This window comes from Lysinibacillus sp. NPDC097868 (genome assembly GCF_044761135.1).
In the GTDB taxonomy this organism is placed as follows: Bacteria; Bacillota; Bacilli; order Bacillales_A; family Planococcaceae; genus Lysinibacillus.
This window is the reverse complement of record NZ_JBIWBS010000001.1, coordinates 562,980-586,020: the sequence shown is the minus strand read 5'-3', so window position 1 is coordinate 586,020 and position 23,041 is coordinate 562,980. Positions and strand designations below refer to the sequence as shown.

Sequence of the window (23,041 nt, the reverse complement as noted above, 5' to 3'; positions counted from 1 at the left end):
AGTAAGTTTCCTTTTATTTTATAAGCAAAGAAACCCAACAAACGATGATCAATCATTTGTTGGGTTTCTGTTTTCATATATCGTTTAAATGCCCAAACCTAATGAGAATAAAATTACGGCTAATATCACTCCTAATGCCGGCACTACAACTGTTAATGCACCAAATGCTGGGTAAGCATCTTTATGTGTTTCTCCACAGATTGAACGAATAGTTGTAACAACATATCCTCCTTGTGGAAGCGAGTCAAGTGACCCCGAAGAAATGGCAACTGTTCGGTGTAACGCCTCCGGATTGACACCTAAATCTAAATAATGTGGTGCTAATAATGGTAATGCGATGGCTTGTCCACCAGATGAAGAACCCGTTAATCCTGCAATAACTGCTACCGCTAATGCACCACCTACTAATGGACTTCCTGGAATATCTGTCATAACCTTTACAGCAGATTCAAAAGCAGGTGTTGCTTTTACGACACCCCCAAAGCCAACAACCGCAGCTGTATTCGCAATCGCAACAATAGCGCCCATTGCCCCTTCTCCTACTGCTGCACCAAAATTTTGAAAGAACTTTCTGTTGATGAGGTAACTTGCTAATATACCGCCCGTTAACGCGATGATCAATGCTGACGTTCCTAATGAATTATGGAAGGTAAAAGAAATAATTAATACCACAAGTAATGGAACAATACTTAAAATCGGATTTGGTAAATCTGTTCGAGTTGTTGTCAATATATCCGTCTCTCTACTAACAAATCGTTCTCCATTCGCCATAGCTTTGTTGATCATCTTTTTGAGCCACCAATAACCGAACGCTAACATAAATACAGCGACAATAAAACTAACTTCCCATCCTGCATATGGTGAGGTACCTAAAAACTGAATTGGAATCCAGTTTTGTATTTCAGGCGAACCTGCAGATGTCATCGTAAACGTTGTTGAACCAAAACCAAGAGCCGCTGGAATAAAGCGTCTTGGTAAATCTGCCTGTTTAAATAGGCTAAGTGCCATAGGATAAACAGAAAAGGCTACAACAAACAAGCTCACACCACCATAAGTTAAAACCGCACATGCAACTACAATCGCTAATGCAGCTTGTTTCATGCCGATTTTACTGACAATCCATTGCGAAACACTGTCCGCCGCCCCACTATCTTCCATTACTTTACCAAATATAGCTCCTGTTAAAAACATTAAATACCAAGATGCGATAAAGCCTGTGAAACCAGACATATAATTAGTTAAAAAGTTTGCAGCATCATTTTCTGCAAGCTGCGGGAAAAGCGGCAGCCCATTTAATAGCCCTACAAGCAATGCAGTTATAGGTGCAGCAATGAGTAAGTTCATACCTCTCATTGTTAAATATATTAATAGTGCCAATCCGCCAAATAACCCAATCATCCCTAACATATTGTTCCCCCCGAATCCCCTTTTTGCGCTTTATTAACTTTCACTTACTTGCCGTCATACCTAGTATTAATCATTCTTTTTTCCGTATCTTCTCACACGTAGAAGAGCTTGCTCTGCATGACCAGCAAAGTTTTCTAACTGACAAAGACGTGCTGCATATTCCCCAATGTAGGCACTTGCCTCTGGTGTTACTTTTTGATAGGTAACAGTCTTAATGAATTTTCCTACCCATAATCCACCTGTATAACGAGCAGCACCCTTAGTCGGTAATGTGTGATTTGTGCCAATTACTTTGTCTCCATAAGCAACATTTGTCTCAGGGCCTAAGAATAAGCAACCATAGTTCGTCATATTTTCAAGGAAGTAATTAGGATCTTCCGTTAATATTTCTACATGCTCAAAAGCAAGTCGATCTGCTTCAACTCTAGCTTCCTCAATAGAATCTACTAAAAGGATTTGACCATAATCTTCCCAAGATACACGTGCAACATCAGCAGTTGGTAACGTTTGCAATTGGCGTTCAATTTCTTTTACAGTTTCTTCTGCCAATTTTTCAGATGTTGTAATTAGCGCTCCAGGTGATGTTGGTCCATGCTCCCCTTGTCCTAGAAGGTCCGTTGCTATCATTTCGGCATCTGCCGTATGGTCAGCAACTACTAATGTTTCTGTTGGACCCGCAAACAAGTCAATTCCTACGCGACCATACAATTGTCTTTTAGCTTCTGCAACGAAGGCATTCCCTGGTCCAACAATCATATCTACAGATTCGATTGTTTCTGTACCAATTGCCATCGCAGCCATTGCTTGAATACCACCTAGAAGGTAAATTTCATCAGCACCTGCTAATGACATTGCTGCAATTGTGGCATGTGGAATTTCTCCGTTAATAGGTGGCGTACAAGCAATTACTCGTTTTACGCCTGCCACTTTAGCAGTTAAAACACTCATATGTGCAGATGCAACCATTGGATAGCGACCACCAGGTATGTAACATCCAACACTGTTAACTGGAATATTTTTGTGACCTAAAATAACCCCAGGAATATTTTCGACTTCCACATCATGTAATGAAGCTAATTGCGCCTCTGCAAATTCACGAATATTTTTTTGAGCAAATTTAATGTCCTCAATTACATCGCTAGGCACTTTGGATACGATTTCATTTATTTGTTTGTCAGTTAAACGGAACGCTTCAGGAGACCATTTATCGAATTTTTCAGATAGTTCACGAACTGCTTGATCTCCTCGCTTTTCTATGTCCTTAATTGCTTCCGATACAATTTGAGAGACCTGCGAATCATTTATGCTTACTTCTTCTTTTGATTTTCCAGATTTCAAAACTTTAACCATTGTTATTACCCCTTTTTGTTTAGTATTTCATTTCTGCATACGTATGCAGAAATCATATAAGTAAGATTATTCGAAAAATAAAAGGTTGTCAACAGGTATTTATTTTCGTTATTTTTATTAACTATTTACCATAACTTAAGAGAAAATAATAAAAAGCATCGCACTATCTCTCATAAGATGCACATACATATTGCTGTATGCAACCTATTTTGATATAGCATGATGCTTATTGAATAAGTCTTTACGAACTTTTTATATTATGTTGTTTTTCGCAAAATAAGGGCTCCGTCAATTTCGAGATTTTTAGCTTCACCTGAATATTCTTCTAGTTCATTAAGCAAATATTTCACAGTCTCATCTACCATTTCTGTAATTGGTTGCTCCCATGTTGTCAGATTGTATGTAGGCCAAGCTGCCATTTCAATATTATCAAAACCAATTACTTTCGTTTCATTCGGAATAGCAATATTATTGTCCTTTAATGCATCCACTACTCCTAACGCCATAATATCATTGGCCACAAAGAACGCATCCGGCAATTGATTTTCTAATATAATTTTACGAGTAATATTATACCCACCTTCATAAGTGTAATCAGAACTGTATTTCTGATAGTGCACTTCTTCCCCCTGCAACATAGCACTAAATCCTTTTTCCCGTTCTCTACTTGTAGACGTATTTTCATTCCCTGAAATATAAATCATCTTTGTGCAACCGATACTTAATAGATATTCTGCAATCTTTTTACTTGCCTCAAAGTTGTTACAACATACAGAATAAAATTTATTATTATCTATTTTTCGATTAAACAGAACTAACGGTATTTGATACTTTATGAAATCTTCTGTAACTGACAAAGAAAGTGATGCATCGGTAATAACTACACCCGCAACATTATAATTAAATAATATTTCGATATCTTCTTTTTGAATTTCATCATTATTGGTGTAGACGAATAGTACGCTATAGCCATGTTTTTTAAGGGAAGTCGTAAATAGCTTTAATACTTGGGGGTAGAAAGGATTTTGAACACCTTTCATCACTAAACCAATAATTTTGGATTGATTTGTAATTAAGCTTCGTGCAAATTCGTTTGGTCTATAGCCAAGCTCTTGTGCTGCTGCTAAAACCTTTTCTCTAGTTTTTGCAGATACTGACGCACCTTCAAAATACACTCTTGATACTGAAGATTGTGAAACACCAGCCAATTTTGCTACATCTTTGGCAGTAACTCCTTGTTTCATGTTGTACATAACCTCTTTCAATCTATATTTCATCTCAACAAATGGTTGTATAAGCTTACACGTGTCCTCGATAAAACTATTTTCTTTACCAACAAACTACCTTAGAACTTGGGTGGAAAGCAAGTTTTAGGTAGTCTATTTTATTTTATGAGCCCACAAAAAAAGACCATCTATACACTAGAGGTCCTACCTATACGTAACCAAAAAACTTTGTTCATTGCATATTAAAATTAGCTAAATGATTCATAATTTTATTTTGAAAATTGATAGCAATTAGTTAAATGAATTAATTTATATACTTATAATAAAACTAAAAACCAAGCTAGAAGTCAAGGGAATTTAAAGGAATGGCAATTAGGATATAATAATTAAAGTACAATTGAACTACTTTCACTTAGATAGATATAAATAGAAAAAAGGAAACTATGGTTAGCTGATTGGAGTGAAAGGCGGCGACGACTCCTGCGAGAACGCATAGAACGTAAGTCCTAACAAACCGCACGCTAGGAGTTTTGCTCCTTACGGTGTGCCCGCGGAAAGTGTCCGCACGAAACGGAAATCAACTATATTTGTTTTAAATAAAAAAACTATAGCCAAACTCGAATTTTTTCGAGTTTGGCTATAACCTGAAAGAAAACCATAATGAGCTTCCTTTTTATTTATCTCCTCATTATTAATTACTCACGCCTAAAAATTAATCCCCTTTCTTTTTATCAAAAAGAAACCAAAGAAGAGTAACAACCGCTGCAAGCATCACCATTAAGAATCCGTAAAGGGGTGTATGCGCTAACGATTGATGGCGAATAATAATGCCTCCAATATATGATCCTAGAAATATACCAATGTTAAAAGCAGAAATATTTAATGCGGAAGCCATGGAAATAGCTGATGGCACATATTTTTCAGACAGAATAACCGCATATAATTGCAAGCCTGGGACATTCATGAACATAAATAACCCCATTAGCAGTACCATGATTAATCCGATAATTGGTGATTCGAGCGTAAAGCTAATGCCAAGTAATGCTAAGGCAAGCCCAACAAAAATAATAAAAATTGAACGAAGCGGATTTTTATTAGCGAAATGACCGCCTAATGTATTACCAATTGCAACACAAATACCATAGACAACTAAAATCACAACAACAGCATGTGGTGAGTACCCCATATATTGCTCTAAAATCGGCGAAACAAACGTATAAACAACAAAGACACCACCGTAGCCAATTGCAGTAATGAAAAGTATTAATAACATGCGGATATTACCTAATACTTTGCCAATATCACGTAAAGAGATTGGATTGCCTTTCGATAATTGGCTAGGGACTAACATCGCATTACTAATTAAACCGATAATCCCAATTACGACAATAAAAATGAACGACATACGCCAGTCCATTACTTGTCCAATAAATGTACCAAGTGGGACGCCTGTTACAGTAGCTAATGTTAAACCTGTAAACATAAAGGCAATAGCACTTGCTCGTTTATTTGGTTCAACTACATCGGCTGCAATGACAGAGGCGATGGACATAAACACACCATGTGCTAATGCTGAAATAATGCGTCCTATAATCAGGATGGAGAAAATAGGTGCTAATGCTGCTGTTAAATTACCAATAATAAAAATGGTCATAACAAGCAATAAAACTGTTTTGCGACTGAGGCGTGATGTAAAGGCTGTTAATAATGGAGCCCCAATCGTTACACCTAGTGCATATATAGAAACGGTTAAGCCTGCTGTGCTTAACGATATACCAAAGTTATCTTTAATTAATGGTAGAAGGCCAACACTGATAAATTCAGTGGACCCTATACCAAATGCACTAATTGCAAGTGCTAGCAAAGTTAATTTAGCATTTGGCTTTTTTGATTGTGACATACGAATACTATCTCCTTTGATTTTCCTTTGCATGTGTAGTAATATTCAGTACATACCTAAATGACCCATAGAGTACTTTTAGTTACTTTTGTATAATACGGAGGTTACAATGCAAAAATTATATAATATTGGTGTTGAAGCGACGCTTGAAGTAATCGGTGGAAAATGGAAACCGATTATTCTTTGTCATTTAAACCACCATGGTAAAATTCGAACAAATGAGTTTCGACGATTGATTCCAAAAATTTCACAAAAGATGCTTACCAGCCAATTACGAGAGTTAGAGCAAGCTGGACTAATCGATCGCAAGGTCTTTAATCAAGTACCGCCCAAAGTTGAATATTCCTTAACGCCTTATGGAGAAGGAATGGAACCTATTTTAAACATGCTTTGCACTTGGGGCGAAAATCATATTGAAGTATTACAGGAAAAAGGCGAAGATGTCGTTTTAAAACAACGCGATGAAGATATCGCTATCGCTATGCAGCAAACATCATAATGAGGGAAGAAAGAGACTGTCACACACTAGACAGTCTCTTTTCCTTTTTAATGCTTATAGAGCAAAGTCAAATTCATCTGGGTTCGGTCCAACACGTTGTTCAAGGTTCATGGAATTAATAGTAGCCATTTCTTCGGCTGTTAAATGAAAGTCAAAAATATCCGCATTTTGCATCATGCGTTCTCTACGCACAGATTTTGGAATTGTGATTACTCCATTTTGGACATCCCAACGCAAAATAACTTGAGCAATTGATTTCCCATATTTTGTAGCGATTTTAGAAATTGTTTCATCTTCAAGAAGTCCGCCTTGCATTAAAGGTGCCCATGCTTCTAATTGAATTTGGTGCTTATCACAAAATGAACGAAGCTCCATTTGCTGTAAGCGTGGGTGGAATTCCACTTGATTGATAACAGGTTTAATACGAGCAAATGATAATAATTTTTCCAAGTGTGCTACAGTGAAGTTACATACGCCAATTGCTTTAATCTTGCCTTGTTCATATAAATCTTCAAGCGCTCTCCAAGATTCAGAATACTTATCTTTACCTGGCCAATGAATAAGGTAAAGATCTAAATAATCTAACCCTAATTTTTGTAGACTCTCTTCATATGCAGCAATTGTTTCGTCATAGTTTAATCCGTCATTCCATACTTTTGATGTAATAAACAAGTCTTCACGACGTAAACCAGTAGATGCTAGCGCTAGTTTTATACCTTCCCCTACGCCCGCTTCATTGCCATAAATAGCAGCAGTATCGATGCTTCGATATCCAACCTCGATAGCGTTTTTAACCATTTCTGCAGTAGCATCATTCTCTACTTGAAAAACACCTAAACCCATACCAGGCATTTGTAGCCCGTTATTTAATGTGATTGTATCTTGTAAATGATTCATTAATTTTATTCCTCCAATATGTGTTTACTTGATTGCTTTCTCATTATGTTGTCTCGAAAGAGCAAAAAAAAGTACGCACAATTTTGTTTCATAGTAACGTAGAGGTAACATTTGTGAGTTGGCAATGATTAGCGGAATAAAGTTTTTTATAATTACATGAGAAAATAAGGATAAGGTAGTGGAAAATACATTGAACTCATCCACTATTTATTTAAAAATTTTATTCTCAATGAAAAAAAACGACATCCTCAGTTGTATTAATAGTGAAAGGAGGTGGTGGGGTGCATCATTCTCTAGAAGTACATGAAGCATTGCGAAGGGCACTGGACTTATATTCGCAGAGTCTGATTAAAGTGGCGTTCGCCTATCTAAAAAATGTAGCGGACGCTGAAGAAGTTGCACAGGAGGTATTTTTAACTTATTTGCAGAATTCCCCTGTATTCAACAATGATGAACATGAAAAAGCTTGGCTCATACGCACTACCATTAACAAAAGCAAAAATATGCTGAAAACCGGCTGGTTCCGCAGCAGAAATCCAATTCCTGAGGATTTAAGCTACCTCCCTAAAGAAGAGAACGAGTTATTACAGGCAGTATTAGCTCTGGATAAAAAATATCGGATTCCCATCCATCTGCACTATTATGAGGGTTATTCTATCCAGGAAATTGCTGAGATCCTACAGGCCAAACCAGCAACAGTGGGTACTTGGCTTGCGCGTGGACGCCTTCTTTTAAAAGAAAAGATTGGAGGGCTTGAGAATGAGGAAGTCTGTCTATAAATCTGCGATGGAGCAGATGAAGATTAACGATAGATTCAAAGAAGAGACTTATAAAAAAATCATGCAATCAACACCCCTTAAGGAGGAATTGAAAATGAAAAATAGCATGAAATTATCCTTAAAAAATTTGGGCTTAATAGTCACAGTTTGTACAGTATTGACAGGGACGTACACGATGATACAGCATTCGAAGACCGACACGCAAAGTACATTAGTGGAAATAGATAAACCGCAAACTACAGCCAAAGCAGTGGTGAATATTGAAGGGACGATTACTGAGGTCAATGCAAACGGCAAAAGCTTTAAGATCGGTGATTTATGGGTAACGATAACGGACAAAACCCAGCTGGGAATAAAAGGCCCAACTGCAGCAAAACCATCAGAAGAACTTTTGCAAAAGGAATTTAAAGTTGGAAACTTCATTTCGGGTTACACATCTCAAGATGTTACGACTGGAAAAGTTACTGCCGACGTGATCTATAACAATATGGCTCCTGTAGAATAATTGATTCTTTATACTACAAGATTTTAATCTTAAGGAGATATAAAACTTTTTTATTTACACCTTCCTAAATAATGTTCAATATTTAATTTTAGTGCATAAAACACACACAAATTTGGTAATTACAAATTTGTGTGTGTTTTCTCTTTAAAGTAGTTCAATACTTCTAAGTTTATAATAAAAGGACTTAATGTATAAATAAAAATACAATTAAGGAATGAGTAATGCTGGTAGAAGATTGAAAGTATTAAATTTTTTAATGTACATTAAATTAATCAAATGTAACAACATTTTGGACAACTGTTACCTTATAAACCTCTTTCGTACTAATAAGGATCGTTTTAAAATTTTCAGTTTCAGTAAATGCATACCAGGCCTTGTCATTGAAGCCGTTAGACATTTCTTCCACAAATGTATCTTGTCCAATATTATTTTTAATTTTATATTCTTCCTCACGACTTTCGTTGAAATAAAACTTCACTGTATATTCATAATCCATGAGCCGACACCCCCCATCTAGTTATAGCATGGGACAATTGGGATGGATGTAATCATTGGAAATTTTTAGTATTATGAAAGACCGTGCGTATTCATTAAATAAATTCTATAAACGATACCCAGCATCTACCAGTGTAATGGCTACAAAGCCCCATTTAACAAATCCTAACTCTTCACGAATAGCTTCTAAATCAAATATACTATTTCTCAGATTGAAAAAAACCATCGTTAACATAAGTTAATAATGGTTTTTGTAAATATTCTATATATACCACTAATACATTAATCATTTGCTATTTATAATATGTAGTGGAATAAACTTAAATTTTACTAAACAATCGACAATCAAAAGGTGTGAAGGACCCTTTTTAATTTACTTTATTAGTTATAAACACCATTAGCATACACGAACATTGAAATCGTTCCCCCACTGCTTGTTCCTGTTGAGCTAGTATAAGATACTTTTGCATTAACGATTAACATAGAAGTGTTATTCTTATCAACAGAAGTACTGTTTGCTTTCAGGTTAGAAGAAGTAGGTTTATTGATGATTGAGGCTGAATGGTCCGTAGCCCCCACTATTTTCCCATCGGGTACTATTTCATATAACGTGGTGTAGTACCTATTGGATTATGACTTGAATAAGTAAGATTATTATTGTTCGTTATCAAGCCACCAAAACGAAATGTGAATTCGACTCGTTCGTCCATATTCTGTGTATCAATATCTTTTATATAATCTTTTAATCTATTTTCAAGGTAAAATGGTGTAATGAAATCTTTATAGGGTATCGATTTTAACTCATTAAAAGGTAATAAATAAGCTTCGATAAGGGTATTGAGTTCGTCATATTCGATAGGTGAAAGTAGCTCATAGTCATATTCAATTTGAATTATGGTTGTATATTTCTGTCCATTTTGCTTATGCACAATTTCAATCGGATATTGGTATCTTGCTTCAGCTCCAACAACTCCTTCAGAAAACTTATCACGATAGAGTTCCTTGTCTAAAACAGGCTCTGTCGGCACAGCTTTTCTATCCATCATATTATTTGGATAAATAATAAATTTGTCTGTTGCAAAGTCACCTCTGGATGCACCATTTAAAATGGAATCTTTCATAAACGTTTCATCTAAATAGTTCAACGGTACACTAGAAATCGCAAATGCTGAACTGACAGCCATTCCGCCTGTTGAAAGTAGAATTAATAGCGCCATTACAACGATTCCAGATTTCTTCTTACTCATATCCATAATGGAGAATATTCTCTTTTTAAGAATTTGAGCGTTGCCTAGAAAATTCGTAGAAAAAACAGCTTCTCCTCTTTTGGCTTTTTCAGCATTTAGTATCGTCTGACTATATGTTTTTCTAAGTTGTATATCAGTGTTTTTCACTACTTCATCATCACAAGCGTGTTCACACAAATTGTCCAGTTCTTTAGCAAACAGATAGAACAAAGGGTTAAACCAATGAATACTACTGATCAGCAATACAAAAGCTTTATACCATAAATCCTTTCGTTTTAAATGAACTAACTCATGCTTCAATATCACGTTTAGCTCTTCTTCCTGATAAGCATTATGAGGTAGCCAAATAGTATTTTTAGCAAACCCGACTAACATAGGAGAATGAATAAAGCTACATTTTTTTAATGCAATTTCCTTGGTGATATTCATTTCACGTTTAACTTTTTCAAGCAAGTGAAGGGTTTTCGATTCAGTTATCGTTTCCCCCCATCTTCCCACCATATACATAAAACGATAATGTCTTACAAGATGAACTGACAAAAAAACAACGATTCCTAGAATCCAAACTATCATCACTATCTGCCATACAGAAAGCGCTGTCACTGTATCTATAGATGAGGAGACAAGTGTTATCTGACTACTATTAACTGGAACTGGTTCTTTAGATGGTAATGGCACTGACTCTGTTAAATTAACAACTTTGGTCGGTATATTAAATGTAAATGGCAAAATAAACCCTGCCAGGATAGCAAGCCATCCATAATAAAGCCATCTAGCATTGTATCGTTTTAAAAGGAAAGGAGTTGCAGCTACAAATAGTAGTCCAATGATAGACATAACTACAGATTTAAAGAATAAACCTACCATGATACTTTGCATGTTAATCCCTCTTTTCTTCCACCCATTTAATTAATAAAGCTAAATCTTCATTAGAAATAGTATCAGACTTATAAAGTGTACCCACCAAATTCATAAAGGAGTTTTTATGATAGAGCTTCATAAAATGCTCTGTTTCAAAACTTAGATAGGCATTTTTTTCTACTATAGGGTAATAAAATCTCTCCTTACCGTTTTTCTCGCTGCGAAGAAACCCACGTTCAGTTAATCTTTGCATAAGGGTTACTACGGTTTGGATTTTCCAGCCTTTCTCATTTCCTATTTCTCTCATTATTATACCTGTAGTAATTGGAGGATTACTTTCCCACACTATCTTCATAACCTCAAATTCTGCTTCAGGTAGCTTTTTCATAATTAATCACCCCTTTTTCATTTAAGTCAGTTGTCTTATATATATAGTATCTCCTTCTAATACTTTTTGTCAAATATTACTATAGATGGATATATATTATCTTTTAATACAAATATTATCCTTCTCCAGCCTATGAATACATTACTCCAAGTTACAGAAACTCTCTATGCAATTAAAATTATTGGGAAAATTTAGTAGGATAATTTTCGAAATACAAAGAATCCAGGAGTGAAAAAATCAATAGAGGAAGTAATATTAAAGTAGATTAGGTTTATGATAGCTCTATTAGTCTATCTCTTCTTGTTCACCACAAAAAAAAAGCTATTCTATCTTATGTATAGAATAGCTTTGTTTATATATATCGGCTGGTATAGGGATAGTTTTCAATTCCTACCATGGGGAGTATGATACCATCATGCACTACATTATCGCCGCTCTCGTTTGTTGTAAATTCCATTGCTAAATTATCTGAAAGATTATTAGACTGTTTCCAGCTCTCCAGTAACAAAATATCTCCGAGAATGAAATAGTTTATAAGATCATTCAACACTTCTGTAAATTTATATTTCACGTTAAACGCCTCTTTTCCGCCTTTTATCGCACAGCTAAATGACAGAATCCAACTTGCTTTATTCTGAAATTGCCGCAAAATTCCCTCATAACCCGTGCTTCATCAGAAAACTACTCGAGAACTTCTTACTTTCTGAGATGTTTCCTACTATCTAATTTTGCTTCATCGTAACATAAAGGAAAATTCTAGAATCCTTCATTTATAGATGTTACTATTTTAAGGTAGAGGCTACCAGATACATAAGTAATTATTATGTAAATAATCATTTGGAGGTAGACATGGAACAAAAGCTAATTGATCAATTGATTGCATGGCATGAAGTAGACGAACATCAGCGAATTATCGATTCGCTTTTAGCAATTCCTGAAGAAGAGCGCGACTATGAAGCAATTAGCATTATGGCAAGAGCCTATAACAATTTAGGGCTTTACGAAGAAGCACTCCATCAATTCGGTAAGATTGCTGAGGCTGGCAAACAGGATTCACTATGGCATTATCGGGTTGGCTTTGCTCTTTATTATTTACAACGATATGAGGAAGCAGTTCAAGCTTTCAGCAGGTCAGATCAATTAGAGCCTGGTGTTCAAAGTACGGAATATTTTTTGAGACAGAGTACTCATAAAGCGGAGAAGCAAAAAAAAGAAGAACTCCGGCTTGCCAAAAAGAAAGATTCCTTGGCGCGTGGCGGTTCCCTTGCAAAGAAAATTCCTTTTTCAGACATGTTTCTAACTGATTTCTGGGATGACAGCGAGTACGCAAGAACATCCTACCAATGTGATCCCCCTACGGATGAACTAATCGACTCTATAGAAAAAGAACTTGGTTATAAGCTCCCCTCCTCTTATATTTATCTTATGAAGCAGCAAAATGGTGGGGTGCCGGTGAACACTTGCTTTCCAACAGAGGACCCTACTTCCTGGGCTGAGGATCATATTGCCATTACCGGTATTATGGGTATTGGGCGCGAGAAAAGCTATTCCCTGTGCGGAGATTTGGGTAGTCCGTTTATGATTGAGGAATGGGGATATCCAGACATTGGAGTCGTAATCTGTGATTGTCCATCAGCCGGTCATGATGTCGTAATGTTAGACTATCGAGCTTGCGGTAGGAATGGTGAACCTGAAGTTATTCATGTCGATCAAGAAGATGATTATGAGATTACCTTCCTTGCTGACAATTTTGAAGACTTTATTAAAGGCTTAGTGAGCGAAGAACAATATGATACTTCTGAAGAAGACAAAGAAGCAGCTCTCGATAAAGTAGCGCACGGCAAATTTTCACCTCTGCTGGAGGAATTGTGCTCTCAGGTAACTGAAGTGGCTCAGGTGGAACAAAAAATTCGTAACATATGTACACGAATTGTCGAAGAGAAAGGCCATTTTAGTTTTCATGCAGATGAATTATCCTATGACATGTATGATGTGCAGTTTTGGTTATATACCAAGTCGTATCCAGACACTAATTACGATCAATATGTATCTATTTATCAGAACATCATCGCATTTGGCGGAGAATTCGGTCAAGGCGGATATGCTCCTGCCTTTATTACAGATTGGCTTGATCACCGCCTGAAGGAAGGACGTATTGTAAAAAATCTCGGGATTATTCACTTTACAGATTCCTATATAGATGAAGTAATTAATAAGTTAAAAGAAGCATAAGCAAAGAGCTCGCTGTTAAAGCGGGCTCTTTTTCTCATTTTGTTCTTCTTGTGGCTGTCCCTGAAATGCAACAAAGCGTGAACAGTTCTCAGCTTTGCTGATATGCCGTTGCTGTCATTCTGTCTTTTGGACATATAAACATATAAAAAATACCTTCTGCATATTTGTCGAAATCAGCATAATCAATCTGCCCGATGAATTGCATTCTTCGTTCACAACAAGGACAAAGCGGATACTCCGGCTCTTGTACCCAACTTGGATGTCCACCAATTTGCGAATCCAATTGTGACATCGTCCAAACTGCAGCATAATACGGCGATTGCGGTTCATGTGAAAGGACTAAACTAGGTACGGTTTCCGCTTCACTGCTTAGGTCATCGATATCAGGAAGATAATCAGGTTCTTGATTATGGCGGCTCCAAACGGGAACGCCATGATTGTCCAACTCCATGTATATTGTGCTAAAACTTCCACATACATCACAGGTTATAACCTGTAGGTTCTCCATCTGCAAGTGTAGATATTTTAATGCCGGATGGGTGGTAGCTACGTCCATCAACTTCGTTAACTTCCTGTTACACCATGGACATGTTGAATGGCTTGACTCTAGAAAATGGGCATGATGGTCTTCGTTTAGATTATCCAACTGTTGGTCAGCTTGCCTGATCGCATAACATAAATGGTTAATTAGGTCACGCCGCTCTCCGTCTGGGGTAAGCTCCCAACCTCCATCAAGTGCGTACGTTTCAGGCGTTACAAACAACTGCTCCGACCATGTTGGTGGCTGCATGTGCCATTCCCGAAACTGCTCTGTAACAACAGTATCACCAATCCAGCCGAGTACTAGGAGGAGATGATTTCGGTTGTCATCATCCCATTTCACCTGCTCTAAAAGCAGATTTCGTATGCCTTGTGATGCATCTTTAAAAAGAATCGGATTATCAAACAAGCCGCGCTCTATAAGCTCAGGCAAAGCATCTGATATATTATCATCCCGGTAGCACACCAGAGATAATAAAATATCTTCTGCTTCACTTTCATTGTTAACAGCGAGTAATTCCAATGCATATTTCAACATACAGTCCGCTTCTTGGGCTGATAATGATAAGTACATCTGCTCCATGCTTAACGGATACGAAACATACTGGATAAGTGGGTCATACTTTCTAGGTGCATTCATCACCTTGAGAATATCTATACGATCTGTTAATCCATCATAGAGATTGACCGTTTTGCGGTGCTGCTCAATATATGTTTGTTGTTTTTTTCGTTCCTGCTCCTGTTGGCAGGGCATGCAGATTCCGCCTGTTTTGGCTGCGGTGCTCGGCAAAATTGTTGCGCTGCAGCCTACCATCTTACATGATATTCGTTCTGTCATATTTTGATTCCCCCCTTTATTAAGTCCTCGATTTCTTCGAAAGACAAACTCAACCAACAATTCATACTAAAATTTTATAGGTCTAGGATCTGAACCTTTAAGAAATATGGAGGAAACTTAATTGAATATCGGTTTTCAATTTGTCTCCCTTCTTCGTCTGTTAAGCATTGTGTGCTATTAATTCCCCTATACTTTAAGGTGTAAAAAAATAAAGACAAATATGTTTCGTTCATGAATATAATCCCTACATTCTCCAGAATCGTTGATTCGACTATTCATTGTTACCTACATAATCGATTTTGCAACGGTATTATGATAAGGTGTCAGCTTGTTGTTCCAAATCTTCTAATACGATCGTTAAAATATCCTTGCTCTCATTCTTAAGATCACCGTTCAAATACTCTTTAATATATGGGATGGCTTGACCACCAAGCTCAACAAGCTGTTCATAGGCTTCATAATCTGTTCGCCAGAAACTTTTCATACTACCTTCAGCAAATTCTCCTCCTTCTATAACATTGACCCAATGTTTTATCTGCTGAACAAAGGGGAGTTGGTGTATAGCATCAACAGCAGCCCGAAATTCCTGGTCTTTAATCTTTAAATCAGGCATCGCGTTATACAATTGGTCTTCGGGTACACAGTTCCTTAAGAGTTGACTTAGTGTCAAATAATCACCACCAACGCCATCCGCCGCTGAAACGTAGGCAATGAAGTCCACTGTTTGGTTCAATTGTTTTAAATCGTTCTGCAATCGTTGAGTAACATCAATGGCGATTAAGAACAACTCCGAATCTATTATCGTCTTTTCAAATATATAATTCTCCTCATTGCTTAAATACTCAGGCGTTTCTTGGCTAATGCAGCTGAACATTTCAAGATAGCTTTCAATGCAATCAGGCATTTCTTCAAACATAAAGGGATAATCGCCTTCACTAAATTTACAAGAACTATATACCTGCTCTTTTGTTTGATTATAAATCTCGTCACCAGTTCTTACATAATTTTCTTGATAACGTGCGTAGCAATCAGCAACAGTTTGTTCTAAAGAAGCCCGATTATTAATGTACACGACATAACTACCGTTATAGCTATCGGTATAGATAGAGAAGGTATACACATCTTTGTTTCTTCCTTCTTCAATATAGTTAGAGATAGCCGATTTGCAGAAGTCGTATAGCGCATTCTCAAGATCACTTCTACTAACGAATATCCCTTCATATGGATCAAATGTCGAGATTTCCTGAATGGTTTGAGCTGTTGAGCATAATAGAAACATACCTTTGCCTTCCAATTCTCTTCTCCCACTGATTAACCTTCCAATTTGAACATCATAACTCATTCTGACATGCATCCCCTTTTAAGTTTGTGAATGTTAATTTAGTGTTATGCCATCCCTTAACACCGAATAAGTCGTAACTAAGTTATCGCTTATAGTCGGGCTGTTCCAACGTAATAGGATTCAAATTACTGAGTACCCAGCACACTGCCAGTTCGCACAGCCTCGCTGGTTCATCACGACCATGTCCATTGCGAAGTGCTTTTACTAATGTTTCTGCCTCCTGAAGTGCAGCATCATTTAATGGTGTACCCATGCTAAAGTAATGGTTTAGACTACTAAGCATTTTACGATATTGATTATCCCAATTGATTGCGCCGTTATCTAAAATTTCGTATGATACTTTACCAGTAATACGGATAACCTCACCTTGTACGGTCTTCGCATGTCCTTGTGATGGAATTAATAAACTCCAGAGTTCATTATGTTGTGCCTGCCATCCCTTTGTTACTACTACTATTGGAGAGACGTCATCGTGCGTTTTTCTTTTTCCAACTGGAGGAACATCGAATAGCTCATATAGATGTAATAACCCCTCATCCGTTTGATTCAAATAGTCTTTATTAAAGCCCTCTCTGTGGAATTCAAAGTCGGTTCCAATTCGCTTAATAGATTTTTTCATTTCCTGCGTTACTGTTACTCCAGCATTAAGCAAAATATCGGCAACTTTCGCCATATTGACGATATCGATGTTTTTACACATTGCCAAAGCTTTTTCTAAAGGCGTCTGTTTCATCTTATTTTCTGCGTTAATATTTGCCCCTTTGGCAACCAATGTGTGAACCGCATTTGAATTACAAAAACCTGCCGCGACAAATAAAGGTGTCTCGTCTTGATAATCACTAGCTTCTATATCTGCACCTAAATCAATCAGCAATTCAGTAGTACCGCTCGAACTTATTGCATGTTTATGTAAAGGCGTTCTTCCATAACTATCACTAGCATTTATATCAGCACCCTGTTCCACAAGCCAGCGAACCAATTCATTCGGTATATTGAAAAAGCTCAAGGCCGTTGATTTGCTGTAACCGCCACGAGCATCTAATTCGCATTTCATAAATACCTCTTTTAACGCTGATATATCACCTGCTTCAATAAGTTCATCGAAATTTTTCGGTAAGGTCTTTTTCTTCTTGCCCATCTTTGTTTTCTCTCCTTACGTCTGATTTTTCATTTTACTTTATCACTAAATTTTACCACTTATTCATTTCCTGTCTATTTTTATAAATATAGTCATATGGAGAGATTCCCTTACTATAGGGAACGATGGAGAATGCCTGAGGGATGAATAGGGTGTCATACGAAGGGCTCTGTTCTTTAGTACTTACCTCATCTCAATAACTAACTCTTGCTCGACATTAAGCTTATGAAAGTGACTTATTAAGGATTTAAATTCTTTTTCATCTACAGCATACTCAATGTCAATGGAATCAGCTACGCCAAGTGAACTTGCAGTCTCTTTTGATAAAATGATAGAAATTAATTTTTGGCTAAGTATTATCCTTACTATTCCTCCATACGCTGCTCTATTTTCACTATTAAGTGTAATATGAACCTTATTTAGAAAGGGTATGTCATCAATAAATAACGACTTTTGAAACAACACATATTCCTTAGTGTCAAATTCATCATCTGCGAATCCAATTAATATTGTCTCATCCTCAATACCACAATAAACAAAAGACGCTTTTAGTAAAATTGCCATTTCATTACTCCTTTCTCCCCGATATTTTCCTAGAAAAATTGTTTATCTCTATATTTCAAGTTTTATTAATTCTTAATTATCAAATCCGCATAGCAATATACGATTCGACTTTCTATCATGTATTTCCGCTTTCCAATAATGCCTATCATTAATTTCTCTATACTCTAGTTCTTTATCTATCTTTTTTATATTTGTCCTAAATGGCTTTTTCAAAAATACAACAATACTATCAGTAGGCCACCCTTCCCAAGTCTCGGTAATTACATTCCCTAGCAATAATTCATTGTGTAATATAGCTTTCAATTTCTCAGAAAGCCCTTCAATATGTTCTTTCATGATATTGTTATTGATAGCTATCCCTCGTTTCTTTTTATTAAATCTATCTATTTGTTATTTTCGTTGGTAATTAACGATAATTAGATAATTCCGTCTTCAGGTTCACCCACATCAAATCCTAATATTTTTGTTGCTTCCACTTTAAATCGCTCTATCCAAGAACTCCAATCATCATGATTCATCTGTGCAAAAAAGGATAACCCACTTGGTTCTACTGAGGCCATAATAAAAACATCATCATCTTCCTGTCCGAACCAATAAGGAATACCATTTTTATATCCTATCCAACCTGGCATACGCTCGTAAATATTCGTTACCTTATCCCATACTTCTTCAGATAAGTCATACCATATATTTAAATTACATTGTTGAGAGTTACTAATACTCATTTGTGTCCCTCCTATTGCCTTCCATCTCCATTAGCTCTCTAAGCCTTGTTAGTATCTTTGTTACATGTCCATTTATGATTACGCCTTCGAATAGACCTTCTGTAAATCGATCTCCACGTATATAACTGGTCATCAATTTTCGAAGCGTAGCTATATCTGCTTTCATGATATGCTCTTCTATATCATTTGCAATATGCTGATAAGTTTCATTTTCATGCAACCAATTCTTCCAATCGAATACAATGAGAAATCCTGTATTCCATAATTCATCGTGGAATTCTCGAATTTCTTCACATGCAAGCATATTTCTTTTTTCGTTTTCACTCGTCGTTGCATCTAGTCTTTGGAAAAAATCAATAAATTTAACCAGCTTATTTAACTCTTCATGTTTGATTTCTGGAAGTTGTGACATCCGATTCACCTCAATTAATCTATTTTAAAAATATAGCTTTCAGTTATTTCTTTATGGAATTCTTTAAGAAGATGATTGAAGTTTCAGAAATCAACGGTTCTAAAAATTCCCTTTGTGGTCGGAGCTTAATTTTTCATATATCACGAAGTAGTGACGTATCCAATTCCTCTTTCCCCAAATAACCGCTACAAATAACAGGCCGGTTAATGATTTCATACAATTTATTAAGATCCGATATATACTCTTGGGTCCAAGTGTCAAATGAATCGAATTCTTCCTTAGAAATTTGATGGTACTCCGGGGAGTCGGTTATCCCCGTTAGTACCTCATAGGCATAAATATTATCACCAAACTTTCCTACAGATTGGTATCTGCCTGTTTTTAGACGGACATAATCAGTGTATCTCAAGGTCTCCACTCATCCTTTCCTTTATTCCTCATGTCCATTTATTAGAACTTTGAAGATTTAAATCTTACTTCTCACTCCGCTGCAACTCGTCTCGCGCTTCGGTCAGCGCGAATCCCAACAGATTTTTGCCCCGCCATTTCACTGGATTCTCCACATCTGGATTGGACTGACCCATGCCAATCCCCCAAATACGGTCCCGCGGGCTAGCCTCAACAAGTATGCGGTTCTTCGTCGATTTGAGATAATCAGCAAGCTTCGGATTTTGTGAAAATTTGGCCAAGCTGGCTCTTTTGACAATCTCATAGCATTCCTTATCCCAAATTTCTTTGTCAAAGTTTCGAACCGCACGTCCAAAAGCCTTCATCTCCTTCGGATGCTTAGCATGAAGAATGGAATCTAGCATTTCGGCATCACCGAACAACCTTGCCTTCTCAGCCATCATAAACTGCTCGGCGCAAGAGTATTGCGTATCCTCTACCGTGAACGGGCACATCCACCATTGGCTGAAGCAGCTTTTGTCGACACGCCCGTCCTTAGACGGCGTATGCCCCCAAAAAAACACGAATTTAAATTTCTTCCCCTCGTTATATGCATTTTTTAACTCATCTATATTGTAAATCATCGTTAATCCTCCCAATTTCTCCGATACAAGCGAGATGGCCTATGCCCCGCATTTTCGGTGTATTGATCAGTCTCTGCCACAAGATTGGCCACTTTACGTCGGAATGCCGCCTTCAACAATTCTTTATCCATCACTACCTCATAAACTTGCTGTAGTTCTGTTAGAGTAAATAACTTTGGCATCAAGTGCAGTGCAATATCGGTATAATTTACTTTTCCCCGCAATCGCTCAATAGCACATACGATGATTTTGGCATGGTCGAATGCTAATCCATCATTCGATACAATTTCATAATCCGTCCCAGTCGATGTCGTCTTCGCTGTTATAGTCCTCGCCACAACCGCCGAAAGTTCTTCTTCTTCACTGCTTAGTTTGAGTTCGTACTCCATCTTCTTAATGTATCCGTCCTCAATCATCTCTTTTTCTTCCCGTAGCGGTCGATAGGATACCTTGAACCAGGCGGCGTCTGCTGCATCATCTCCCGCCTTAAGCTCCAACGTGTCGCTATTGATTAAAGCCATATAGCTGCAACTTATCACCCAGGTTCTTGGGTCACGTCCGATATCACTGAACGTATATAGCTGCTCCAAATAAACGTCTTCCACGCCTGTTTCCTCGCATAGTTCCCTTACTGCTGCCTGCTCTGTCGTCTCATTCGAACGGACAAAGCCTCCAGGTAGCGCCCATTTGCCTAAGTAAGGGTGTCCTGCACGGCGAATAAGCAAGACACGTAACTCTTTTTCTGGTAGTTTACGATAACTGTCAGCCTTCTCTTCTGTCACAGTGAAAATAACCATATCCGTCGTCACCGAAGGCCGCTCATAATCTCCTGCACTGTACTGCTGTAAAAATTCTCGTTCCGTAAGTCCATCTTTATCTAACAAATTCAATTAGGTTCGCCTCCTATTTTTATAATTTAACCATTCATCTTTCCGAAATAGTTTCCATAGGGTTCAAACTTCGCTAGCACCTCGTCAACCTTGTGTATACGTTCCTCCAGGCTCCCCCGCAGCGTAATATAGGGAATGCGTCGCTCCTTTAAATCCGCAATAATCTGTTTATGAAAAACCTGCCGTTTCTGATCTCCACTGCGATCCCATGTATCATCGTAAGGTATATCGTCATCGCACAGGAAGAACAAGTCGTAGCGCTGCGCGTTTTCAAAAGCAATCCGTGTTAACAACTCAGGCGCCCGCCCGTGGTAGTCTAGAGCGAACATATACGTCGTAATCGCATTCGTATCGACAAAAAGATAGCGATTCGCCGCAAGCAATGCCTGTTCTTCACGCTCGATATGACCCACCGCAATTTCATCGAACGCTTCCAAGTTGATTCGGCGATCCACCTGATGCTCAGTCCAATAATCGCGTCCATATTCGCTTGCGAACGTCGTGCCATATCGCCGTGCCAGCTCTTCTGTGATTGTCGATTTTCCCGTCGACATTGCGCCTACAAAGACGACTTTCGTGATTAAATCCCGGTACACAATATCACTTACGAACTCCCTGTACTTATATGGATTGGAACGGACCATCGTCGCTGAGATTGGAACTAGCTCACGTGCTTCATCCACCCGCCGGTCTACCGCACCCAAAGCGAGACTCATATGCTCGCCGTAAAACTCGCTTGAGTAAAAATATGTTACTTGCTCTCCGTTCAGCAAACTGAGTATATACTGTTCTTCTCGAATCTCATGCTCTCTATCATCCGAATAGCCGTCCGGACCATCCCAAGCTTCGATGACACGGACTTGCGGATAAAGCTTGCGAATCCAATTTGCTCGTATATGAAGCGGAATCGGACTGACCGTTGTTTCGTAAATGACTACAATCAATTCATCAACCTCTTGTAGTGCTGTTTCGATCATCAACTGATGTCCTTTATGCAGCGGGGCAAACTTCCCCAATGTTAGTCCTAGCGTTTTCATACCGCCACCTCCTTAACCACTTTATTCCAAGTATAGTACCCATAAACCGCGTTGACTAGATACGCGCTCCACATCACAATCATCAGTAAGCCTTCGCCGCTACCATCCAGCATACGAATCGCCCATAACAACACGGTGAAGAGATTTAGCACAATATAGACCAGCCATTGTTCCTTGAATCTTCGAACCATTAAAATGGTTGCCACAATGGACAGCACGGTCGTAGTAGCATCGATGTATGGCGAGTTCTGACCTGGAATGAACGAAAGCCCCAATCCAAGTAGCAAACAGCCAATGACACTGACCGTTACAACGAGAAACAAACCGCTTCGATTCATCTGTCGCATGACTAGCTTACCGTCTTCTTGGCGGTTATTTTTCCACATGTAGAAGCCAATGACATTCATCGGAACAAAAAATAGCAGATTCAGCATCACCTCTCCAAACAGACCATTAATAAAGGCCAAATAAGTGTAACCGACTGTATTGTACATACCGAAAACATAACTCATGAGGTTCCCCTTCGCCGCAAGCACCACGCATAACACACCGGTAATAAAAACTGTAAATCCAAATAAAGAATCTTTAGAAATCACCGTAAATCCGACAGCGATTGAGGTAAACAGCACTAACCATGTAATTTCAAAAAGATTCCAGCTACCCGCCATCTTCTTCATCTTGCATCCCTCCGCTTTCCCACTCTTTCATAGAGTGAACAAACATTTTTTCTTAGTATCA

Annotated in this window: 23 protein-coding genes; 4 read left to right on the top strand and 19 right to left on the bottom strand. The window is 37.8% G+C overall.

Features of this window, described 5'->3' with window-relative positions:
* Positions 1-84: 84 nt before the first annotated feature.
* From ACIQXJ_RS02715 to ACIQXJ_RS02700, 4 genes are all read right to left on the bottom strand, one after another.
* Positions 85-1,407, bottom strand: a complete 1,323-nt coding sequence (locus ACIQXJ_RS02715; RefSeq protein ID WP_403049342.1) for a GntP family permease — start codon at positions 1,405-1,407, stop codon at positions 85-87.
* Positions 1,408-1,473: 66 nt separating this feature from the next.
* Positions 1,474-2,757: a histidinol dehydrogenase gene (gene hisD, locus ACIQXJ_RS02710; RefSeq protein ID WP_403049339.1), complete on the bottom strand. Its 1,284-nt coding sequence runs from the start codon at positions 2,755-2,757 to the stop codon at positions 1,474-1,476.
* 257 nt (positions 2,758-3,014) lie between these two features.
* On the bottom strand, positions 3,015-4,001 hold the full coding sequence (locus tag ACIQXJ_RS02705) for a LacI family DNA-binding transcriptional regulator (RefSeq protein WP_403049336.1): 987 nt from the start codon (positions 3,999-4,001) through the stop codon (positions 3,015-3,017).
* A gap of 694 nt (positions 4,002-4,695) precedes the next feature.
* A complete protein-coding gene (locus ACIQXJ_RS02700) occupies positions 4,696-5,883 on the bottom strand; it encodes an MFS transporter (protein WP_403049333.1) in 1,188 nt (395 codons plus the stop codon).
* Positions 5,884-5,992: 109 nt separating this feature from the next.
* On the opposite strand from ACIQXJ_RS02700, the gene ACIQXJ_RS02695 reads away from it, so the two are divergent.
* Positions 5,993-6,382: a winged helix-turn-helix transcriptional regulator gene (locus ACIQXJ_RS02695; protein ID WP_401009331.1), complete on the top strand. Its 390-nt coding sequence runs from the start codon at positions 5,993-5,995 to the stop codon at positions 6,380-6,382.
* Positions 6,383-6,436: 54 nt separating this feature from the next.
* On the opposite strand, the gene ACIQXJ_RS02690 is transcribed toward ACIQXJ_RS02695, so the two are convergent.
* Entirely contained in the window at positions 6,437-7,279 is an 843-nt protein-coding gene (locus ACIQXJ_RS02690) for an aldo/keto reductase (RefSeq protein WP_403049330.1), read from the bottom strand.
* 281 nt (positions 7,280-7,560) lie between these two features.
* On the opposite strand from ACIQXJ_RS02690, the gene ACIQXJ_RS02685 reads away from it, so the two are divergent.
* Positions 7,561-8,058 (top strand): RNA polymerase sigma factor, encoded by a 498-nt coding sequence (locus ACIQXJ_RS02685; RefSeq protein WP_403049327.1) that lies wholly within the window; start codon positions 7,561-7,563, stop codon positions 8,056-8,058.
* Positions 8,039-8,563, top strand: coding sequence for a hypothetical protein (locus tag ACIQXJ_RS02680; RefSeq protein ID WP_403049324.1), 525 nt, complete (start codon positions 8,039-8,041; stop codon positions 8,561-8,563). The genes ACIQXJ_RS02685 and ACIQXJ_RS02680 overlap by 20 nt, the downstream gene beginning before the upstream one ends.
* Positions 8,564-8,831: 268 nt before the next feature.
* On the opposite strand, the gene ACIQXJ_RS02675 is transcribed toward ACIQXJ_RS02680, so the two are convergent.
* From ACIQXJ_RS02675 to ACIQXJ_RS02660, 4 genes are all read right to left on the bottom strand, one after another.
* Complete coding sequence (locus tag ACIQXJ_RS02675; protein ID WP_403049321.1) at positions 8,832-9,059, bottom strand: hypothetical protein; 228 nt, start codon at positions 9,057-9,059, stop codon at positions 8,832-8,834.
* 595 nt (positions 9,060-9,654) lie between these two features.
* Positions 9,655-11,184, bottom strand: a complete 1,530-nt coding sequence (locus tag ACIQXJ_RS02670) for a M56 family metallopeptidase (RefSeq protein ID WP_403049318.1) — start codon at positions 11,182-11,184, stop codon at positions 9,655-9,657.
* Between the two features lies 1 nt (position 11,185).
* Positions 11,186-11,554, bottom strand: coding sequence for a BlaI/MecI/CopY family transcriptional regulator (locus ACIQXJ_RS02665; RefSeq protein WP_403049315.1), 369 nt, complete (start codon positions 11,552-11,554; stop codon positions 11,186-11,188).
* 352 nt (positions 11,555-11,906) lie between these two features.
* Positions 11,907-12,125: a hypothetical protein gene (locus ACIQXJ_RS02660; protein ID WP_403049312.1), complete on the bottom strand. Its 219-nt coding sequence runs from the start codon at positions 12,123-12,125 to the stop codon at positions 11,907-11,909.
* A gap of 278 nt (positions 12,126-12,403) precedes the next feature.
* Between ACIQXJ_RS02660 and ACIQXJ_RS02655 the strand changes: the two genes are divergently transcribed.
* Positions 12,404-13,786: an SMI1/KNR4 family protein gene (locus ACIQXJ_RS02655; protein WP_403049309.1), complete on the top strand. Its 1,383-nt coding sequence runs from the start codon at positions 12,404-12,406 to the stop codon at positions 13,784-13,786.
* Between the two features lie 88 nt (positions 13,787-13,874).
* Here the strand turns inward: ACIQXJ_RS02655 and ACIQXJ_RS02650 are convergent, their stop codons facing one another.
* The 10 genes from ACIQXJ_RS02650 to pnuC all read right to left on the bottom strand — a co-directional run bounded on the left by ACIQXJ_RS02650 (position 13,875) and on the right by pnuC (position 22,980).
* Positions 13,875-15,164: a DUF1963 domain-containing protein gene (locus ACIQXJ_RS02650; protein WP_403049306.1), complete on the bottom strand. Its 1,290-nt coding sequence runs from the start codon at positions 15,162-15,164 to the stop codon at positions 13,875-13,877.
* A 310-nt stretch (positions 15,165-15,474) separates the two neighbouring features.
* Entirely contained in the window at positions 15,475-16,506 is a 1,032-nt protein-coding gene (locus tag ACIQXJ_RS02645; protein ID WP_403049303.1) for a hypothetical protein, read from the bottom strand.
* 82 nt (positions 16,507-16,588) lie between these two features.
* On the bottom strand, positions 16,589-17,644 hold the full coding sequence (locus ACIQXJ_RS02640) for an ankyrin repeat domain-containing protein (RefSeq protein WP_403049300.1): 1,056 nt from the start codon (positions 17,642-17,644) through the stop codon (positions 16,589-16,591).
* A gap of 183 nt (positions 17,645-17,827) precedes the next feature.
* Positions 17,828-18,208: an Imm10 family immunity protein gene (locus ACIQXJ_RS02635; protein ID WP_403049297.1), complete on the bottom strand. Its 381-nt coding sequence runs from the start codon at positions 18,206-18,208 to the stop codon at positions 17,828-17,830.
* A gap of 416 nt (positions 18,209-18,624) precedes the next feature.
* Positions 18,625-18,933 carry a hypothetical protein gene (locus ACIQXJ_RS02630; RefSeq protein ID WP_403049294.1) on the bottom strand — a complete coding sequence of 103 codons (309 nt, stop codon included), beginning with the start codon at positions 18,931-18,933 and terminating at the stop codon, positions 18,625-18,627.
* Positions 18,923-19,345, bottom strand: coding sequence for a DUF6508 domain-containing protein (locus tag ACIQXJ_RS02625; protein WP_403049291.1), 423 nt, complete (start codon positions 19,343-19,345; stop codon positions 18,923-18,925). Before ACIQXJ_RS02625 ends, ACIQXJ_RS02630 begins: the two co-directional genes overlap by 11 nt.
* A gap of 473 nt (positions 19,346-19,818) precedes the next feature.
* Complete coding sequence (locus ACIQXJ_RS02620; RefSeq protein WP_403049288.1) at positions 19,819-20,376, bottom strand: riboflavin biosynthesis intermediates N-glycosidase; 558 nt, start codon at positions 20,374-20,376, stop codon at positions 19,819-19,821.
* Between the two features lie 2 nt (positions 20,377-20,378).
* Positions 20,379-21,266, bottom strand: coding sequence for an NUDIX hydrolase (locus ACIQXJ_RS02615; RefSeq protein WP_403049285.1), 888 nt, complete (start codon positions 21,264-21,266; stop codon positions 20,379-20,381).
* A 26-nt stretch (positions 21,267-21,292) separates the two neighbouring features.
* On the bottom strand, positions 21,293-22,303 hold the full coding sequence (locus tag ACIQXJ_RS02610; RefSeq protein ID WP_403049282.1) for an AAA family ATPase: 1,011 nt from the start codon (positions 22,301-22,303) through the stop codon (positions 21,293-21,295).
* Positions 22,300-22,980, bottom strand: a complete 681-nt coding sequence (pnuC, locus tag ACIQXJ_RS02605) for a nicotinamide riboside transporter PnuC (RefSeq protein ID WP_403049279.1) — start codon at positions 22,978-22,980, stop codon at positions 22,300-22,302. The genes ACIQXJ_RS02610 and pnuC overlap by 4 nt, the downstream gene beginning before the upstream one ends.
* Positions 22,981-23,041: the final 61 nt, after the last annotated feature.